At 72.0% G+C, this 15326-nt stretch carries 14 protein-coding genes; 10 read left to right on the forward strand and 4 right to left on the reverse strand.

What is annotated here, in order from left to right:
* Positions 1-12: 12 nt before the first annotated feature.
* Positions 13-1644 (forward strand): L-glutamate gamma-semialdehyde dehydrogenase, encoded by a 1632-nt coding sequence (gene pruA / locus EES41_RS25690; RefSeq protein WP_123080492.1) that lies wholly within the window; start codon positions 13-15, stop codon positions 1642-1644.
* Positions 1645-1714: 70 nt separating this feature from the next.
* On the opposite strand, the gene EES41_RS25695 is transcribed toward pruA, so the two are convergent.
* Entirely contained in the window at positions 1715-2434 is a 720-nt protein-coding gene (locus EES41_RS25695; RefSeq protein ID WP_174261738.1) for a nitroreductase family protein, read from the reverse strand.
* Between the two features lie 88 nt (positions 2435-2522).
* Between EES41_RS25695 and EES41_RS25700 the strand changes: the two genes are divergently transcribed.
* Together EES41_RS25700 and EES41_RS25705 are read left to right on the forward strand one after the other, a co-directional pair.
* A complete protein-coding gene (locus tag EES41_RS25700) occupies positions 2523-2903 on the forward strand; it encodes a tyrosine-protein phosphatase (protein WP_254211568.1) in 381 nt (126 codons plus the stop codon).
* Positions 2900-3445 (forward strand): GNAT family N-acetyltransferase, encoded by a 546-nt coding sequence (locus tag EES41_RS25705; protein WP_123080494.1) that lies wholly within the window; start codon positions 2900-2902, stop codon positions 3443-3445. Before EES41_RS25700 ends, EES41_RS25705 begins: the two co-directional genes overlap by 4 nt.
* A gap of 3 nt (positions 3446-3448) precedes the next feature.
* On the opposite strand, the gene EES41_RS25710 is transcribed toward EES41_RS25705, so the two are convergent.
* Together EES41_RS25710 and EES41_RS25715 are read right to left on the reverse strand one after the other, a co-directional pair.
* Positions 3449-5476 carry a phosphocholine-specific phospholipase C gene (locus tag EES41_RS25710; RefSeq protein ID WP_123080495.1) on the reverse strand — a complete coding sequence of 676 codons (2028 nt, stop codon included), beginning with the start codon at positions 5474-5476 and terminating at the stop codon, positions 3449-3451.
* Between the two features lie 119 nt (positions 5477-5595).
* A complete protein-coding gene (locus EES41_RS25715) occupies positions 5596-6609 on the reverse strand; it encodes an NADP-dependent oxidoreductase (protein WP_123080496.1) in 1014 nt (337 codons plus the stop codon).
* 101 nt (positions 6610-6710) lie between these two features.
* Between EES41_RS25715 and EES41_RS25720 the strand changes: the two genes are divergently transcribed.
* The 5 genes from EES41_RS25720 to EES41_RS25735 all read left to right on the forward strand — a co-directional run bounded on the left by EES41_RS25720 (position 6711) and on the right by EES41_RS25735 (position 11053).
* Entirely contained in the window at positions 6711-7622 is a 912-nt protein-coding gene (locus EES41_RS25720) for a LysR family transcriptional regulator (protein WP_123080497.1), read from the forward strand.
* A 261-nt stretch (positions 7623-7883) separates the two neighbouring features.
* Positions 7884-8012, forward strand: coding sequence for a hypothetical protein (locus EES41_RS43880; protein ID WP_086025386.1), 129 nt, complete (start codon positions 7884-7886; stop codon positions 8010-8012).
* 91 nt (positions 8013-8103) lie between these two features.
* On the forward strand, positions 8104-9144 hold the full coding sequence (locus tag EES41_RS25725; RefSeq protein ID WP_123082699.1) for a 3-isopropylmalate dehydrogenase: 1041 nt from the start codon (positions 8104-8106) through the stop codon (positions 9142-9144).
* Between the two features lie 236 nt (positions 9145-9380).
* The gene (locus EES41_RS25730) at positions 9381-10466 is read left to right on the forward strand and encodes a branched-chain amino acid aminotransferase (RefSeq protein ID WP_073798360.1); all 1086 of its coding nucleotides are present in this window, start codon (positions 9381-9383) and stop codon (positions 10464-10466) included.
* A gap of 155 nt (positions 10467-10621) precedes the next feature.
* Positions 10622-11053, forward strand: a complete 432-nt coding sequence (locus EES41_RS25735; protein ID WP_250570041.1) for a type IV pili methyl-accepting chemotaxis transducer N-terminal domain-containing protein — start codon at positions 10622-10624, stop codon at positions 11051-11053.
* Positions 11054-11129: 76 nt separating this feature from the next.
* Here the strand turns inward: EES41_RS25735 and EES41_RS25740 are convergent, their stop codons facing one another.
* Positions 11130-12563 carry a cytosine permease gene (locus EES41_RS25740; RefSeq protein WP_123080498.1) on the reverse strand — a complete coding sequence of 478 codons (1434 nt, stop codon included), beginning with the start codon at positions 12561-12563 and terminating at the stop codon, positions 11130-11132.
* A 167-nt stretch (positions 12564-12730) separates the two neighbouring features.
* Here EES41_RS25740 and ureA point away from each other — a divergent pair, with 167 nt between their 5' ends.
* Positions 12731-13591: an urease subunit gamma gene (ureA, locus tag EES41_RS25745; RefSeq protein WP_123080499.1), complete on the forward strand. Its 861-nt coding sequence runs from the start codon at positions 12731-12733 to the stop codon at positions 13589-13591.
* A complete protein-coding gene (locus EES41_RS25750) occupies positions 13588-15321 on the forward strand; it encodes an urease subunit alpha (RefSeq protein WP_123080500.1) in 1734 nt (577 codons plus the stop codon). Before ureA ends, EES41_RS25750 begins: the two co-directional genes overlap by 4 nt.
* Positions 15322-15326: the final 5 nt, after the last annotated feature.

Genomic DNA, 15326 nt, shown 5'->3' on the forward strand with positions numbered 1-15326 from the left:
GTTACCAGACCCATGGATGCTGTGACCCAGGTCCCCGCGCCGGTCAACGAGCCGGTCCACTCGTACGCCCCCGGCAGCGCCGAGCGCGTGCGTCTCGAAGAGCAGCTCAAGCAGCTGTCCGAGAACCCCATCGAACTTCCCATGACGATCGACGGCGTCAAGCGCATGGGTGGCGGTGAGCGCTTCGACGTGGTCCAGCCCCACGACCACAAGTCCGTCATCGGCACCTACGCCAACGCCACCGAGGCCGACGCCCAGGAGGCCGTGGACGCCGCCCTGGCCGCCGCCCCGGCGTGGCGCGCGATGTCCTTCGACGACCGCGCCGCGATCATCCTGCGCGCCGCCGAGCTGCTGGCCGGCCCGTGGCGCGAGAAGCTGGCCGCCTCCACCATGCTGGGCCAGTCGAAGACCGCGCAGCAGGCCGAGATCGACACCCCCTGCGAGCTCGTCGACTTCTGGCGCTTCAACGTCCACTTCGCCCGCCAGATCCTGGCCGAGCAGCCCGCCGCGAACAGCGCCGGCGTGTGGAACCGCAGCGACCACCGCCCGCTGGAGGGCTTCGTCTACGCGATCACGCCGTTCAACTTCACGGCCATCGCCGGCAACCTGCCGACCGCCCCGGCCCTGATGGGCAACGTGGTCGTGTGGAAGCCGTCCCCGACGCAGACGCACTCCGCGGTCCTGCTGATGGAGCTCCTGGAGGCGGCCGGTCTGCCCAAGGGCGTCATCAACCTGGTGACCGGCGACGGCATCGCCGTCTCCGAGGTGGCCCTGAACCACCCCGAGCTGGCCGGCATCCACTTCACCGGCTCGACCAAGACCTTCCAGTACCTGTGGAAGACGGTCGGCAACAACATCGAGAAGTACCGCTCCTACCCGCGCCTGGTCGGCGAGACCGGCGGCAAGGACTTCGTCGTCGCCCACCCGAGCGCCGACCGCGGCATCCTGAAGACCGCCCTGACCCGCGGCTCCTTCGAGTTCCAGGGCCAGAAGTGCTCGGCGTCCTCGCGCGCCTACGTCCCGGCCTCGATCTGGAACGACGGCTTCAAGGAGGCCTTCGCGGCCGAGGTCGACGGCATCGCCATGGGTGACGTCCGCGACCTGACGAACTTCATCGGCGCCGTCATCGACGAGCGCTCGTTCGCCAAGAACAAGGCCGCGATCGACCGCGCCAAGGCCGACCCGACCTGCATCGTCGTCGCCGGTGGCACGTACGACGACACGGAGGGCTACTTCGTCCGCCCGACCGTCATCGAGTGCACCGACCCGGAGAACGAGGTCTTCACGACCGAGTACTTCGGCCCGATCCTCGCGATCCACGTCTACGAGGACGACAAGTACGACGAGATGCTCGCCCAGATGGAGAACGTCTCGGCGTACGCCCTCACCGGCGCCGTCATCGCGCAGGACCGCTACGCGGCCGCCGACACGATGGAGAAGCTCCGCTTCGCGGCGGGCAACTTCTACATCAACGACAAGTCGACCGGCGCCGTCGTCGGCCAGCAGCCCTTCGGCGGCGGCCGCGCCTCGGGTACGAACGACAAGGCGGGCGCGGCGTCGAACCTGCTGCGCTGGACCTCGACCCGCTCCATCAAGGAGACCCTGGTCCCGCCGACCGAGTACGGCTACCCCCACATGGGCTGATCCCGCCCACCGCTGAACCCCGCCCCCGCTCCGGTACCCCCAAGTCCGGTGCGGGGGCGGTTCCAGTTCCTCAGACCTCGACGACGACCTGGTCCAGGGACTTGCGCAGCAGGTCCGGGACCTCGCAGTCGTCGGCGGGGTAGCCGACCGGGATGACCGCGAAGGCCTTCTCGTTCTCCGGGCGCTCCAGGACGTGGGCCAGGAAGCGCATCGGGCTCGGGGTGTGGACCAGGGCGGCGAGGCCGCTGAGGTGGAGGGCGGAGAGCAGCATGCCGACGGCGATGCCGACCGACTCGTCGACGTAGTAGTGCTTGCGCTTGGTGCCGTCGGGGCCGAGCCAGTAGCGCTGCTGGAAGACCACGATGAGCGCCGGGGCGTCGGTGAGGTGCGTCTTGACGGCGTCCGTGCCGATGGGGCGCAGGGCGGCGAGCCATTCGTCGCCGAGGCGGCCGTCGTAGGAGAGCTCCTCCTCCTGCTCGGCGGCGGCGCGGATCTGCTGCCGGACGACCGGGTCCTTGACCAGGACGAAGGTCCACGGCTGCTGGTGCGCCCCGGACGGCGCGGTCGCGGCGCAGGCGACGGCGTCCAGGACGGCCTGTGCGGGGACGGGGTCGCGGGAGAAGTGCCGCACGGTGCGGCGCTCTTCCATACGGGCCCGCAACTCGGCGGAACGCGCGAGGGATTCCCCGCTCGGCATCCGCGCGGGGCGGTAGGGCGTGGGACGGTACGGCTCACCGTGCGTGGGCGCCCAGCGTTCGCGCTCGGCCCCGGGTGTGGTGTCAGGCGGCATGGACCGATCTTCACGCGAGAGAAGCGGGCGCCGCCAGGGCGGCGTCATGACCCACTGTCCGTTGTGTACTGACAGGGGGGCTATGGGAATGGCGACCACCGGTCGATTCCTCGCGTGGGACGGCTGCTTCAACGTGCGCGATCTCGGAGGTCCGGGGCGCCTCGCCCCGGGGACGCCGGTCCGAGCCGACCGGCCGGGCGCACTCACCGGGCGCGGCTGGACCGCGCCGGCCGGGCACGGCGTGCGGACCGTGGTCGACCTGCGCAATGACGACGAGCGCGGAGTGGACCACGCACCCCGCCCGGCCTGGCTGAAGACGGTCCGCGTCCCCTCGACGGCATCGGGCACCGGGACTTCCGGGACGTCTGGTGGCGCACCCCGGGTTTTGGGACCCCCGCCTGTTTCCGGCCTTTCCCGGAACGCTTCCCGGACCGCGTCGCCGCGGCTGCGCGGCAGACTGGTGGCATGAGCGCTACGTACACCCGCCTCGCGCACACCGCGCAGCTGGGCCCGGACGATCTCGCCGCGGTCCGGGCGCTGCTGGACGGCGCCTTCGAGGGGGACTTCGGGGACGAGGACTTCGAGCACGCCCTCGGCGGCATGCACGCCCTGGTGTACGAGGAGGGGGAACCGGTCGCGCACGGGAGCGTGGTCCAGCGGCGGGTGCTGCACGGCGGGCGGGCGCTGCGGACCGGGTACGTCGAGGCCGTCGCCGTCCGCGCCGACCGGCGCCGGCGCGGGCTGGGCGGGGCGGTGATGGCCGCCCTGGAGGCGGTGATCGGGCGGGCCTACGTGCTGGGCGCGCTCTCGGCGTCCGAGGCCGGGGCGGCCCTCTACACGGGCCGGGGCTGGCGGCCGTACCCCGGGCGGATCGGGGTGCTGGGCCCGGACGGGCCGGTGCGGCTGGCCGAGGAGGAGGGCTCCACCTTCGTGTGGACGCCGCCCGGCGGGATCCTGCCGGACCCCACCGGGCGGCTCGACTTCGACTGGCGCGACGGCGACGTCCTGTAGGCGTCAGCCGGAGACGCTGGGCGCGCCCGTCTCGATGTGACCGGTGTAGCGGCGCGACCAGGTGCCGTCGGAGTCCGCGAGGACGGTGAAGTCGTACCAGCCCTTGCTGTAGTGCACCGCGTTGAAGAAGTCCTCGCGCGAGGAGCGCGCCGGGACCGTGTACGTCCACGGGCCGTCCGTGCGGTAGGCGTTCGAGCGGATGGTGAAGGTGACCGGGGAGGCCGAGGTGTTGGTCATCTTGAAGTAGACGGCCGTCTTGCCCGTGCCCGGCTCGACCGCGAAGCGGGAAGCGACCTCGATCGCCTTGCCCGCCTTCGACGCGTCGCCGATGAACCGCCGCAGGAACCGGTTCGGGCCGTACATCGAGATGTCGTACTTCCCGGAGCCGCTGCCGAGCCCGATGCTGAACCAGTCGGTCGACGTGGCGCCCGGGTCCACGGTGTACTGCCAGGCCGCCGTGTCCCGGTGCTGGTGCGGGTGGATCGAGAAGTGCGCCGGCCGTTTGGCCTGCGCCCCCTGGTTGCTCATCGAGAACCAGGCCAGGATCTGCCCGGCCGCCCCGAACTCGAAGCGGTCCAGGTTGCCGTTGACCTGGTACGGGAGCGCCCGCGCCGGCCGGGTGCCGGACTCCTGCGCCGGCAGGGCGTTGTCCTGCGGCGCCGGGTTGGGCAGCGGGCCGCAGGTCGACTGGCCGATGACCTTCGCCGTGGACGGCAGGCCCGCGGGGACCCCGTAGACGGGGCGGGCGAAGTCGAAGACGCCCGTCAGGTCGCCCACCGCCCTGCGGCGCCACGCGCTGATGTTGGGGCAGGCCGCCGGGGTGCCGAGGGCGGACGACCAGGTCTCCATGAACCGCAGCACCGAGGTGTGGTCGAAGACCTCCGAGCTCACCCAGCCGCCGCGGGTCCACGGCGACATCACGATCATCGGGACGCGGAAGCCGAGGCCGATCGGGAGGCCGTCGATGTACTCGTCCGCGGTGCCGGGCGGGGCGACCGGCGGCGCCACGTGGTCGAAGAAGCCGTCGTTCTCGTCGTAGTTCAGGAAGAGGACCGTGGAGTCGAAGACCTCGGGGTTCGCCGACAGCGCCCGGTAGACCAGGTCCACGAAGTGGGCGCCGTCGCCGGGCGGGGCGTACGGGTGCTCCGAGAAGGCCTCGTTCGCCACGACCCAGGACACCTGCGCCAGCGTGCCCGCGACCACGTCGGCGCGGATCGCGGCCGCGATGTCGTCCGGGGTGGAGCCGGTGACCTTCGGGACCGAGGCCATGCCGCGGTCCCACAGCGGGTTGCCGGGGGCGGCGTCCGTGAACTTCTTGAAGTAGGCCAGGCCGTTGTCCCCGTAGTTGTCCTGGGCGTTCTGGTAGACCTTCCAGCTCATGCCGGCCCGCTGGAGGGCCTCCGCGTACGTCTCCCAGGTCAGCCCCGACTCGTCGCCGCCGTCCTTGCTGCCCGCGTCGACCTTCCCGCTCCACAGGAACGTGCGGTTGGGGCCGGTGGCGCTGAGGGCGGAGCAGAAGTACGCGTCACAGATCGTGTAGTTGTCGGCGAGGCCGTAGTGGAACGGTATGTCGCCCCGGTCCAGGTGGCCGAGGGTGCGGGTGTTGCCGACGCCGGTGACCCAGTTGTCCATCCGGCCCTTGTTCCAGGCGGCGTGCTGCGAGGTCCAGCTGTGGGGGAGGTCTCCGGCGCACTGGGCCAGGGTCTCGCTGTCGGCCCCGCCGGCCGGCGGGGTGGCGGACAGTTTCCACGGGTACTGGCGGCCGCCCCAGTTCGGCTGGTTGAAGGTGCCCCAGCCGCCCGGGACGTTGCCGGCGGCGCGGTCGCCGAAGCCGCGGACGCCCTTCAGCCTGCCGAAGTAGTGGTCGAAGCTGCGGTTCTCCTGCATCAGGATCACCACGTGCTTCACATCGGTGATCGTGCCGGACGCGGTGGCGGCCGCCGTCGAGGTCGGCGTGATCGCGGGCAGGGTCGCCCCCGCCACCAGCCCGGCGCCGATTCCCACGAAACCCCTGCGGCTGATCGGTGTCACTGGTTGCTCGCCTCCAACTCGGGTGCCCCGCTGGCACAATGACGGCAAGGGTGGCCGCAGCCGGCCCAAAGGTCCACCTCCGCGCGGTAAGAAAACGGTGAACATCCGGTCGGCCGGATTCAGCTGGTGAGACGGACCAGCATCTTGCCCAGATTGTCCCCCCGCAGCATGCCCAGGAAAGCCTCCACCATGTGATCGATTCCCTGGACAACGGTGGTGTCGGTGCCCACGCGACCACTGCGCAGATGCGGCACGAGGAAGTCCTCCAGCTCGTCCTGGAGATTGGTGTGATTGCGAACCAATACCCCCTCCAGACGGAGCGACTTGTGTACGACCTCGAAGAGGTTGCGGGGGGCGGCCGGGGAACGGTCCCCGTTGTACATCGAGATCGCGCCGACCCAGGCCACCCGCCCGTACTCGCGCAGCGAGTCGATCGCCCCCTCCAGGTGGTCCCCGCCGACGTTGTCCACGTAGACGTCGATGCCGTCCGGCGCCGCCTGCGCGAGCTGCTCGCCGACCGGGCCGTCGTGGTAGTCGAAGGCCGCGTCGAAGCCGAGCGTGCCGGTGAGGTGGCGGACCTTGGCCGCCGAGCCCGCACTGCCGATGATCCGGCGGGCGCCCAGCAGCCGGGCGATGTGGCCGGTGGCGGTGCCGACCCCGCCCGCGGCGGCGGAGACGAACAGGTCCTCGCCCGCGCGCAGCCCCGCCGTCCGGGTGAGCGCGGCGTACGCGGTCAGGCCGGTGCCGCCGAGGATCGAGAGGTACGCCTCCAGGGGGACGCCCTGGTGGCCGCGCAGCCTGCGGGTGCCGTCCACGCCGAGGGTGACCGGGGCGTGGGTCCGCCAGCCGGAGCGGTGGAAGACCAGGTCGCCCTCGCTCAGCCCCGGATCGCGGGAGGCGAGCACCCGCCCCACCGCGCGTCCCTCCAGCGGGGCGTTCAGCTCGAAGCCGCCCTCGCCGCCGTCCATCAGGCCGCGGTGGTACGGGTCGACCGAGAGCAGGAGGTTCTCCACGAGCGCGGTGCCCGGGGCGGGGTCGGGGACCGGGGTGCGGACGAGGGCGAAGTCGGACGCGGCGGGGAAGCCGGTGGGGCGGGCGGTCTGGTGAACGGCGTACGCCGTGCTCGTGGTCATGGGGAGGACGCTAGGAAGGAATCCCCGGCCCGGGCAGGGGGTTGCGTTCATGGAAGTCGCACATCCATGAACACCGCTCATAGAACGAGGTGGGAGCCCCCGTGGCCGATCTTTCGCCGCAGGAACTCCGGGTCCTGGCCGCCGTCGCCGACGCCGGCGGCTTCTCCGCCGCCGGAGCCTCCCTGGGGCTCACCCAGTCGGCCGTGTCGCACTCCGTGCGCGGCAGCGAGGCCAAAGTGGGCGCGGTGCTCTTCGAGCGCGGCCGGGGCGGGGCGAGCCCCACCCCGGCGGGGGAGCGGGCCGTCGCCCTCGCCCGCCGGATCCTTCGGATGTACGAGGTCCTCGGCGCGGAAGCCCGCGGCGCGGGCCGCGACACCGTGGCCGGGGTGCTCCGGATCGCCGCCTTCCGCAGCGCGGCCCTGCACCTGCTGCCGCCCGCGCTGGAACGGCTCACGGCCCGTCACTCCGGCATCCGGCCCGAGGTCCGGGTGGTCCGCGAACTCGGCGCCGGCACGGCGGGCGAGGTGGCGGCGGGCCGCGCCGACCTCGGGATCGCGACGCTGAACGCGACCGGCGCGACCGGCGGCGGCGCGGGCGGGTCCGTACCCGCCGGGGCCGCGGCGCCGGGGCGGCTGCTGACCGGGGTGCTCCGGGAGGAGGCGTACGCACTGGTCCACCCGGCCGGGCACCCGGACCCGAGGGCGCTGCCCCTGCTGGACTGGGACGAGAACTGCGGCTCGTACACCCGGGACTGGTGGCGGGCCCAGGACTGGATCCCCCGGGCCACCGTCAAGGCGGAGGACGACGGGATGGTGCTGACGATGGTCGGCCGGGGCCTCGGGATGGCGATCCTGCCCGAGCTGTCGCTGCGCGAGGCCACGGACGCCGTGGACATCACCGGTCTGGGCCCTTCGGGGCCGGTGAGACGCGTGGGGTACGTCACTACGCCGGAATCCGCGTCCACCTTGGCCGTAAGGGCTCTGATCAGGGAACTTCGCTCCGAAGCGGGCTGAATCGGAGGGCTGGGGAGGGGGTTTCCGGTGGGTCGGCCGTCTCAGATAGTAGGAAGCCCGAGTAATTGCGGAGACATACAACGCGAGCTGGCCTAGCTTTGTAGAAGCCGAACGTCTCGCTGATCCAGCGAATGGCGGTCGTGAGCGCGCGCCCCTTGGCAGGCAACCCCTGCGGCGCACCGCTCCCCGCCTCTTCCGGCGCCTTGAAGGAACCCCTCATCCGTGGCCCCGCCACGCCGTGATCTCAAGGAGTCGATCACCATGAACGCAACCACCGCCGTCCGCCGCGTCCGCCACTCCTCCACCGCCGACGCCGACCGCAAGAACGCCGCCGCCGCCCTGCAGCGCGCCCTGGACCGCCGTGACAACGGCGGCTCGACCGGCCACTGACCCAGCAGACGGACGTCCCGCCCCGGGCACGGCTGGTCCACATGGTGGACTGGATATGCCCGAGGGATGGGACCGGGAGTACGGTTCCGACATGTCGACCAGCATCAATCTCGCAGTGATCCCCGGTGATGGCATCGGCCAGGAAGTCGTGGCTCAGGGACTCAAGGTCCTTACCGCGGTCCTGCCCCAGGACGTGAAGCTGGAGACCAAGGAATACGACCTCGGCGCCCAGCGCTGGCACCGCACCGGCGAGACCCTCCCGGACGCCGAACTCGAAGCCCTGAGGCACCACGACGCGATCCTGCTGGGCGCCATCGGGGACCCGTCGGTCCCGTCCGGCGTGCTGGAGCGCGGTCTGCTCCTGAAGCTCCGCTTCGCCTTCGACCACTTCATCAACCTGCGCCCGTCGAAGCTGTTCCCGAACACGGCCACCCCGCTCGCCGGCCGTCCGGAGATCGACTTCGTCGTGGTCCGCGAGGGCACCGAAGGCCCGTACACCGGCAACGGCGGCAGCCTGCGCACCGGCACCCCGGCCGAGGTGGCCACCGAGGTCAGCCTCAACACCGCGTACGGCGTCGAGCGCGTGGTGCGGGACGCGTACGAGCGGGCAAACGCCCGCCCGCGCAAGAAGCTGACGCTGGTCCACAAGAACAACGTCCTCGTGTACGCGGGCCACCTGTGGAAGAACACCTTCGACCGGGTCGGCCGCGAGTACCCCGAGGTCACCACCGACTACCTGCACGTCGACGCCGCGACGATCTTCTTCGTCACCCAGCCCGAGCGCTTCGACGTCATCGTCACGGACAACCTCTTCGGTGACATCCTCACCGACCTGGCCGCCGCCGTGACCGGCGGAATCGGCCTGGCCGCCTCCGGGAACATCAACCCGACCGGCGCCTTCCCGTCCATGTTCGAGCCCGTCCACGGCTCGGCCCCGGACATCGCCGGCACCGGCAAGGCCGACCCGACCGCGACGATCCTCTCCGTCGCCCTCCTGCTGCGCCACCTCGGCTACGAGGAGCAGGCCGCCCGGATCGAGGAGGCCGTCTCCGCCGACCTCGCGGAGCGCGACGGCACCTTCCGCTCCACCGACGCGATCGGCGACGCCCTCGCCGCACGCGTAGCCGGCTGACCCGGCAGCTCCACCTCAGGAAGCCGCCGGGTCGCGACCACCGCACCCGGCGGCTTTTCCTGCGCGGCCCCGGGTGCCACCATCTCCCCTGGGCCGCATCACCCCGTTTCACCGAAGCCTGCTCCCGTGCGATACGCGATAATCGAACGCGAGGCCGCGGAATACGGGGAAGCTCGGACGTCCTAGTACGCCGTGAGCGCGGTCCGCCCTACAAAACCGGTGAAGGACAAGCACTCATGACGACGCCCACGATCGAGCTGAAGCCCTCCTCGAACCCCCTGTCCGACGCGGAGCGCGAGGCGATCCTGGCCAGCCCCGGCTTCGGCCGCCACTTCACCGATCACATGGTGACGATCAAGTGGACCGAGGGCCGCGGCTGGCACGACGCCGAGCTGGTCCCGTACGCGCCGCTGTCGATGGACCCGGCGAACATGACGCTGCACTACGCGCAGACGATCTTCGAGGGCCTCAAGGCCTACAAGCAGCCCGACGGCACCGTCGCCACCTTCCGTCCGCAGGCCAACGCCGAGCGCTTCCAGGCCTCCGCCCGCCGCATGGCCATGCCGGAGCTGCCGGCCGAGCTGTTCATCGAGGCCTGTGACGCCCTGATCAAGCAGGACCGCGCCTGGGTTCCGGACTCCGGCGAGGCCTCCCTGTACCTGCGGCCGTTCATGTTCGCCTCCGAGGTCGGCCTGGGCGTCCGCCCGGCCAACGAGTTCCTCTTCATCGTGATCGCCTCGCCCGCCGGCGCCTACTTCCCCGGTGGCGTCCAGCCCGTCTCCGTCTGGCTCTCCGAGGACTACGTCCGCGCCGTCAAGGGCGGCACCGGCGCCGCCAAGACCGGCGGCAACTACGCCGCCTCCCTCGTCGCCCAGGCGCAGGCCGCCTCGCACGGCTGCGACCAGGTGGTCTGGCTCGACGCCGTCGAGCACCGCTGGATCGAGGAGATGGGCGGCATGAACCTGTACTTCGTGTACGGCGACCGCATCGTCACCCCCGAGCTCACCGGCTCGCTGCTCCCGGGCATCACCCGGGACTCCCTCCTCACCATCGCCCGCGACCTCGGCTACACCGCCGAGGAGGGCCGGATCACCACCGAGGACTGGAAGCGCGACAACGAGAACGGCACCCTGACCGAGGTCTTCGCCTGCGGCACCGCCGCCGTGATCACCCCCGTCGGCTCGGTCAAGTCCGAGCGCGCGAACTGGACCCAGGGTGACGGCCTCCCCGGCGAGGTCACCATGAAGCTCCGCAAGGCGCTGCTCGACCTCCAGACCGGACACACCGCCGACGCCCACGGCTGGATGCACCCGCTCGGCTAGAGCGACGGCGTACGGCCGAAGGCCCGCGCCCCGGGATCCCGGGGCGCGGGCCTTCGGCCGTGCTCACCCGGTCGGCCCGCCCGGGAATGCGGGGCCGCAGAGGGCGTGCGAGGTTGGCGGTGTGCCGGCGCAGGGCCGGCGGAAAGGCGGATCCCATGAAGCGCTTCGTTGCCTCCGGCCTGCTCTGTGCCGCCGTGGTACTCGGCGCCACGGCATGCTCCAGCGACGACACGACTCCGCAGGAAGAGGCCACGAAGGCCGCCGCCGAGCTGTGTACCAGCCTGACCCAGCTGAAGTCCGACAACGCCGCGCTCAAGGCACTGAGCCCGGCGACGGCCACCAAGGACCAGATGAAGTCGGCCTACGACGCGGTCCAGACGGACTGGCAGAACGTCAAGAAGAACACCACGACCCTGAAGTCGGCCGAGAAGAGCGCCGTCACGACGGCCGCGGAGAACCTCAAGAAGGCCTACGAGGGACTGTCCGGCGACACCACGGGCAAGGACGCGCTGACCCAGCTCCAGCCGCAGATCCAGGCACTGGACACCGCGGTCACGGAGGCGGCGACGACGCAGAAGTGCGGCTAGCGCCTGACGGCCCGACGACGCGGGCCCCGGGGTACGCCCCCCGGGGCCCGCGCCGTGCACCCGTCCCGGCCCGCGGTCAGTCGGCGGCGACCGCCACGCCGTCCGCCGTGCCGGCGACGGCGACGGCTCCGGGCACGGCGCGGAGCGTCAGCGCCGCGTAGGTCAGGCCGCCGACCAGGCCGGACAGGACGAAGGAGCAGTCCACGCCGCCGGTGAGGGCGAGCAGCGGGCCCTCGTAGAAGGGGGTGGTCACCGCGAGCAGGCCGACGCCCGCGCCGATCGCCCAGGAGGCGGTGGCGGCCGGGTTCCAGCCGCCTCGGTACCAGTAGACGCCGCCGACCGAGCGGCGGTTGAAGACCTGGAGCGCGTCGGCGTCGTAGCGGCCCCGGCAGCGGACGTAGCCGATCAGGGTGATCACGGCCCACGGGGTGCCGATCGCGGTCAGCACCAGGACGAACGAGGTCATCGCGGACTGGACGTCCCACTCGAAGGAGCCGATGAACACGAAGGCGGTCGCGACGCTCGCGGCGACCAGGGTGGCGGTGGTCCGGGTGGCCTTCGGGACGATCGCGTCGAGGTCGAGGCCCATGGAGTAGAGCATCAGCCCGGCGTTGCCGACCGAGCCGGCCGCGGCGGCGGCGAGCAGCGGGACCAGGTACCAGAAGGGCGCGGCCTCGACCAGCGGTCCGGCGTAGTCGGTGCCGGCCTTGGCGGCGAGCGCGGTGTAGGTGCCGAACAGCTGCGGTACGAGCAGGCCGATCAGCAGGCCCAGGCCGGTGGCCCGCAGGACCTTGCGGGAGCCGTGCCGGCCGGGGGAGATGTAGCGGGTGTAGTCGCCGAGCAGGGTGATGAAGGCGACGGGACCGCTCAGCCCGGCGGCGACGGCCGCGAGCAGCCAGGTCGGCCAGAAGGAGCCGAGCAGGTACGGGGTCTGCGGCGGGGCGGCGGCGGTGAAGTCGCCGGAGTACGCGAAGACGCCGACGGCCAGCAGGATCACCATGCCGATGGACAGGATCTTGCTCATGCGCAGCAGCAGCCGGTAGCCGAAGACGGCCCCGACGACGGTACAGGCGGCCAGCAGGCCGTACATCACGGCCCGGGAGAGACCGGTGTCCGGCAGTCCGGTGAGCCGGGACAGGACGCCGGCCATCACGTCGCCGCCGATCCACAGGGTCAGTGCCGTGTAGCCGAGGGAGAGCAGCAGGCCGACGACCGATCCGACGAGCCGCCCGCGGACGCCGAACTGGGCCCCGCTGGAGGTCGAGAGGTTCGTCGCCGTGCGCAGGGACACCAGTGCGAGCGGCGCGGTGAAGGCGATTCCGACGAGGGTGCCGGTCACGATGGCGGTGACCGAGGGCCACAGGCCCAGTCCGAAGGACGGGGGCAGCCAGCCGAAGACGATGACCCCGAGGCAGAGATTGGAGCCGAGCAGGATCGAGATCAGGTCACGGGGACCGCTCGTCCGCTCCTCCTCGGGGATGGTGTCGACGCCGCGCTGTTCGATGGGCATGGGGGGACTCCCTTGGCCGGGCGGGGGGTGGCCTAGCGGTGGATGCGCAATGTTTGAGCGGCACTCAATGTGACTCAAGCCTTGGCCCCAGGTCAATGATTCCCAACGGGAAAATGAAGAGTTAGAGTGATGCTCTAACCCGTTGACTCAAAAGGTGGTGGATCGGCGTGCGGCTGACCCCTACGGAGCGCGACCGCCTGCTGCTGCGCGGCGCCGCGGAACTGGCCAGGGCCCGACGGGCCCGCGGACTGAAGCTCAACGTCCCCGAGGCCACGGCGCTCGTCGCGGACACCGTCTGCGAGGCCGCGCGCGACGGCAAGCGGCTGGCGGAGGCCATCGAGGAGGCCTGCGCCGTGCTCGGCCCGGACGACGTCCTGCCGGGCGTGGCCGACGTGGTCACCGAGGTGCACGTGGAGGCCGTCTTCGACGACGGATCCCGCCTCGCGGTGGTCTCCTCCCCGATCCGGGGCGCGGTCGGCCTCGGTGACGACGCCCCGGGCGCCGTCGTACCCGGCCCCGGCGCCCCCCAGCCGGAGCCGGTGCTGCACCTGCGGGTGCGCAACACCGCCCCGGTGCCGGTGAGCGTCACCTCCCACTTCCACTTCTTCGAGGCGAACCCCCGCCTCGACTTCGACCGGGCCGCCGCCTACGGCATGAGGCTCTGCGTCCCCGCGGGCTCCTCCGTACGGTTCGACCCGCACGGCGAGGGCGAGGTCGGCCTGGTCCCGATCGGCGGCGACCGCATCGCCATCGGCTTCGCCGGGCTGGTGGACGGCCCGCTGGACGCCCCCGGCGCGAAGGCGCAGGCGCTGGCGAGGGCGGCGGCGTGCGGCTACCTGGGCACCGGCGAGGCCCCCGGCCCCGACGCCCAGGCGCCCGGCGAGGCCCCCGGCCCCGGCGCCCCGGACGCCGGTGAGGCTCCCGGCCCCGGCGCCCCGGACGCCGGTGAGGCTCCCGGCCCCGGCGCCCCGGACGCCGGTGAGGCTCCCGGCGCCGACCTCCCGCGCCCCGAAGGGAACCCGGCATGAGCCGCCAGACCCCCCACAGCGACCACTGCGCGCCGGGCAGCCGGCACATCGACCCGTACGAGTACGCCTCCGTCTTCGGCCCGCGCGCCGGGGACCGGGTCCGGCTCGGTGACTCCGGGCTGACCGTCCGGGTCGAGTACGACGCCCAGAAGCCCGGGGACGAGTTCCTGGCGGGCTTCGGCAAGACCGCCCGCGACGGCCTGCACCTGAAGGCCGCCGCCGTCCGCGAGACCTGCGACGTCGTGATCAGCAACGTGCTGGTGATCGACGCCGTCCTCGGCATCCGCAAGGTCTCCATCGGCATCCGCGAGGGCCGCATCCACGCCATCGGCCGGGCCGGGAACCCGGACACCCTCGACGGGGTGGACGTCGTCGTCGGCACCGGCACCTCGATCGTCTCCGGCGAGGGGCTGATCGCCACCGCCGGCGCCGTGGACACCCACGTCCACCTGCTCTCCCCCCGGATCATGGAGGCCTCGCTCGCCGCGGGCGTCACCACGGTCATCGGCCAGGAGTTCGGCCCGGTCTGGGGCGTCGGCGTCAACTCCCCCTGGGCCCTTCGGCACGCCTTCGGCGCCTTCGACGCCTGGCCCGTCAACATCGGCTTCCTCGCCCGCGGTTCCTCCTCCGACGCCGCCCCGCTGGTGGAGGCGCTGGCCGAGGGCGGCGCCTCGGGTTTCAAGGTGCACGAGGACATGGGGGCCCACACCCGCGCCCTGGACACCGCCCTGCGGGTGGCCGAGGAACACGACGTACAGGTCGCCCTGCACAGCGACGGCCTCAACGAATGCCTCTCCGTCGAAGACACCCTCCGCGTCCTGGACGGCCGCACCATCCACGCCTTCCACATCGAGGGCTGCGGCGGCGGACACGTCCCCAACGTCCTCAAGATGGCCGGCGTGCCCAACGTCATCGGCTCCTCCACCAACCCCACCCTGCCCTTCGGCCGCGACGCGGTCGCCGAGCACTACGGCATGATCGTCTCCGTCCACGACCTCAAGCCGGACCTCCCCGGCGACGCCGCCATGGCCCGCGACCGGATCCGGGCCGGCACGATGGGCGCCGAGGACGTCCTGCACGACCTCGGCGCGATCGGCATCACCTCCTCCGACGCCCAGGGCATGGGCCGCGCGGGCGAGACCATCCGCCGCACCTTCGCCATGGCCGCCAAGATGAAGGGCGAACTCGGACCGCTGGCCGGCGACGGCGAGGGCGACGACAACGCCCGCGTCCTGCGCTACATGGCCAAGCTGACCATCAACCCGGCCATCGCCCACGGCCTGGCCCACGAGATCGGCTCCATCGAGGTCGGCAAGCTCGCCGACATCGTGCTGTGGCGCCCGCAGTTCTTCGGCGCCAAGCCGCAGCTGGTCCTCAAGTCCGGCTTCCCGGCCTACGGGGTCACCGGTGACCCCAACGCCGCCACCGACACCTGCGAGCCGCTCGTCCTCGGCCCGCAGTTCGGCTCCTACGGGGCCACCGCCGCCGACATCTCCGTCGCCTTCGTCTCCGCCGCGGCCGCCGCGCTGGGCTCCGACGAGATGCCGACCCGCCGCCGCCGCGTCGCCGTCCGCGGCACCCGCGGCATCGGTCCGGGGAACCTCCTCCTGAACTCCCGGGTGGGCGCGGTCGATGTGGACGCGCGCAGCGGTCTCGTCACCCTCGACGGCGACCCGCTGCGCTCCGAGGCGGCCGATTCGGTCTCCCTCAACCGCCTGTACTTCCTGTGATCCGG

The sequence above is a fragment of the Streptomyces sp. ADI95-16 genome (assembly GCF_003721495.1).
Lineage (GTDB): Bacteria > Actinomycetota > Actinomycetes > Streptomycetales > Streptomycetaceae > Streptomyces > Streptomyces goshikiensis.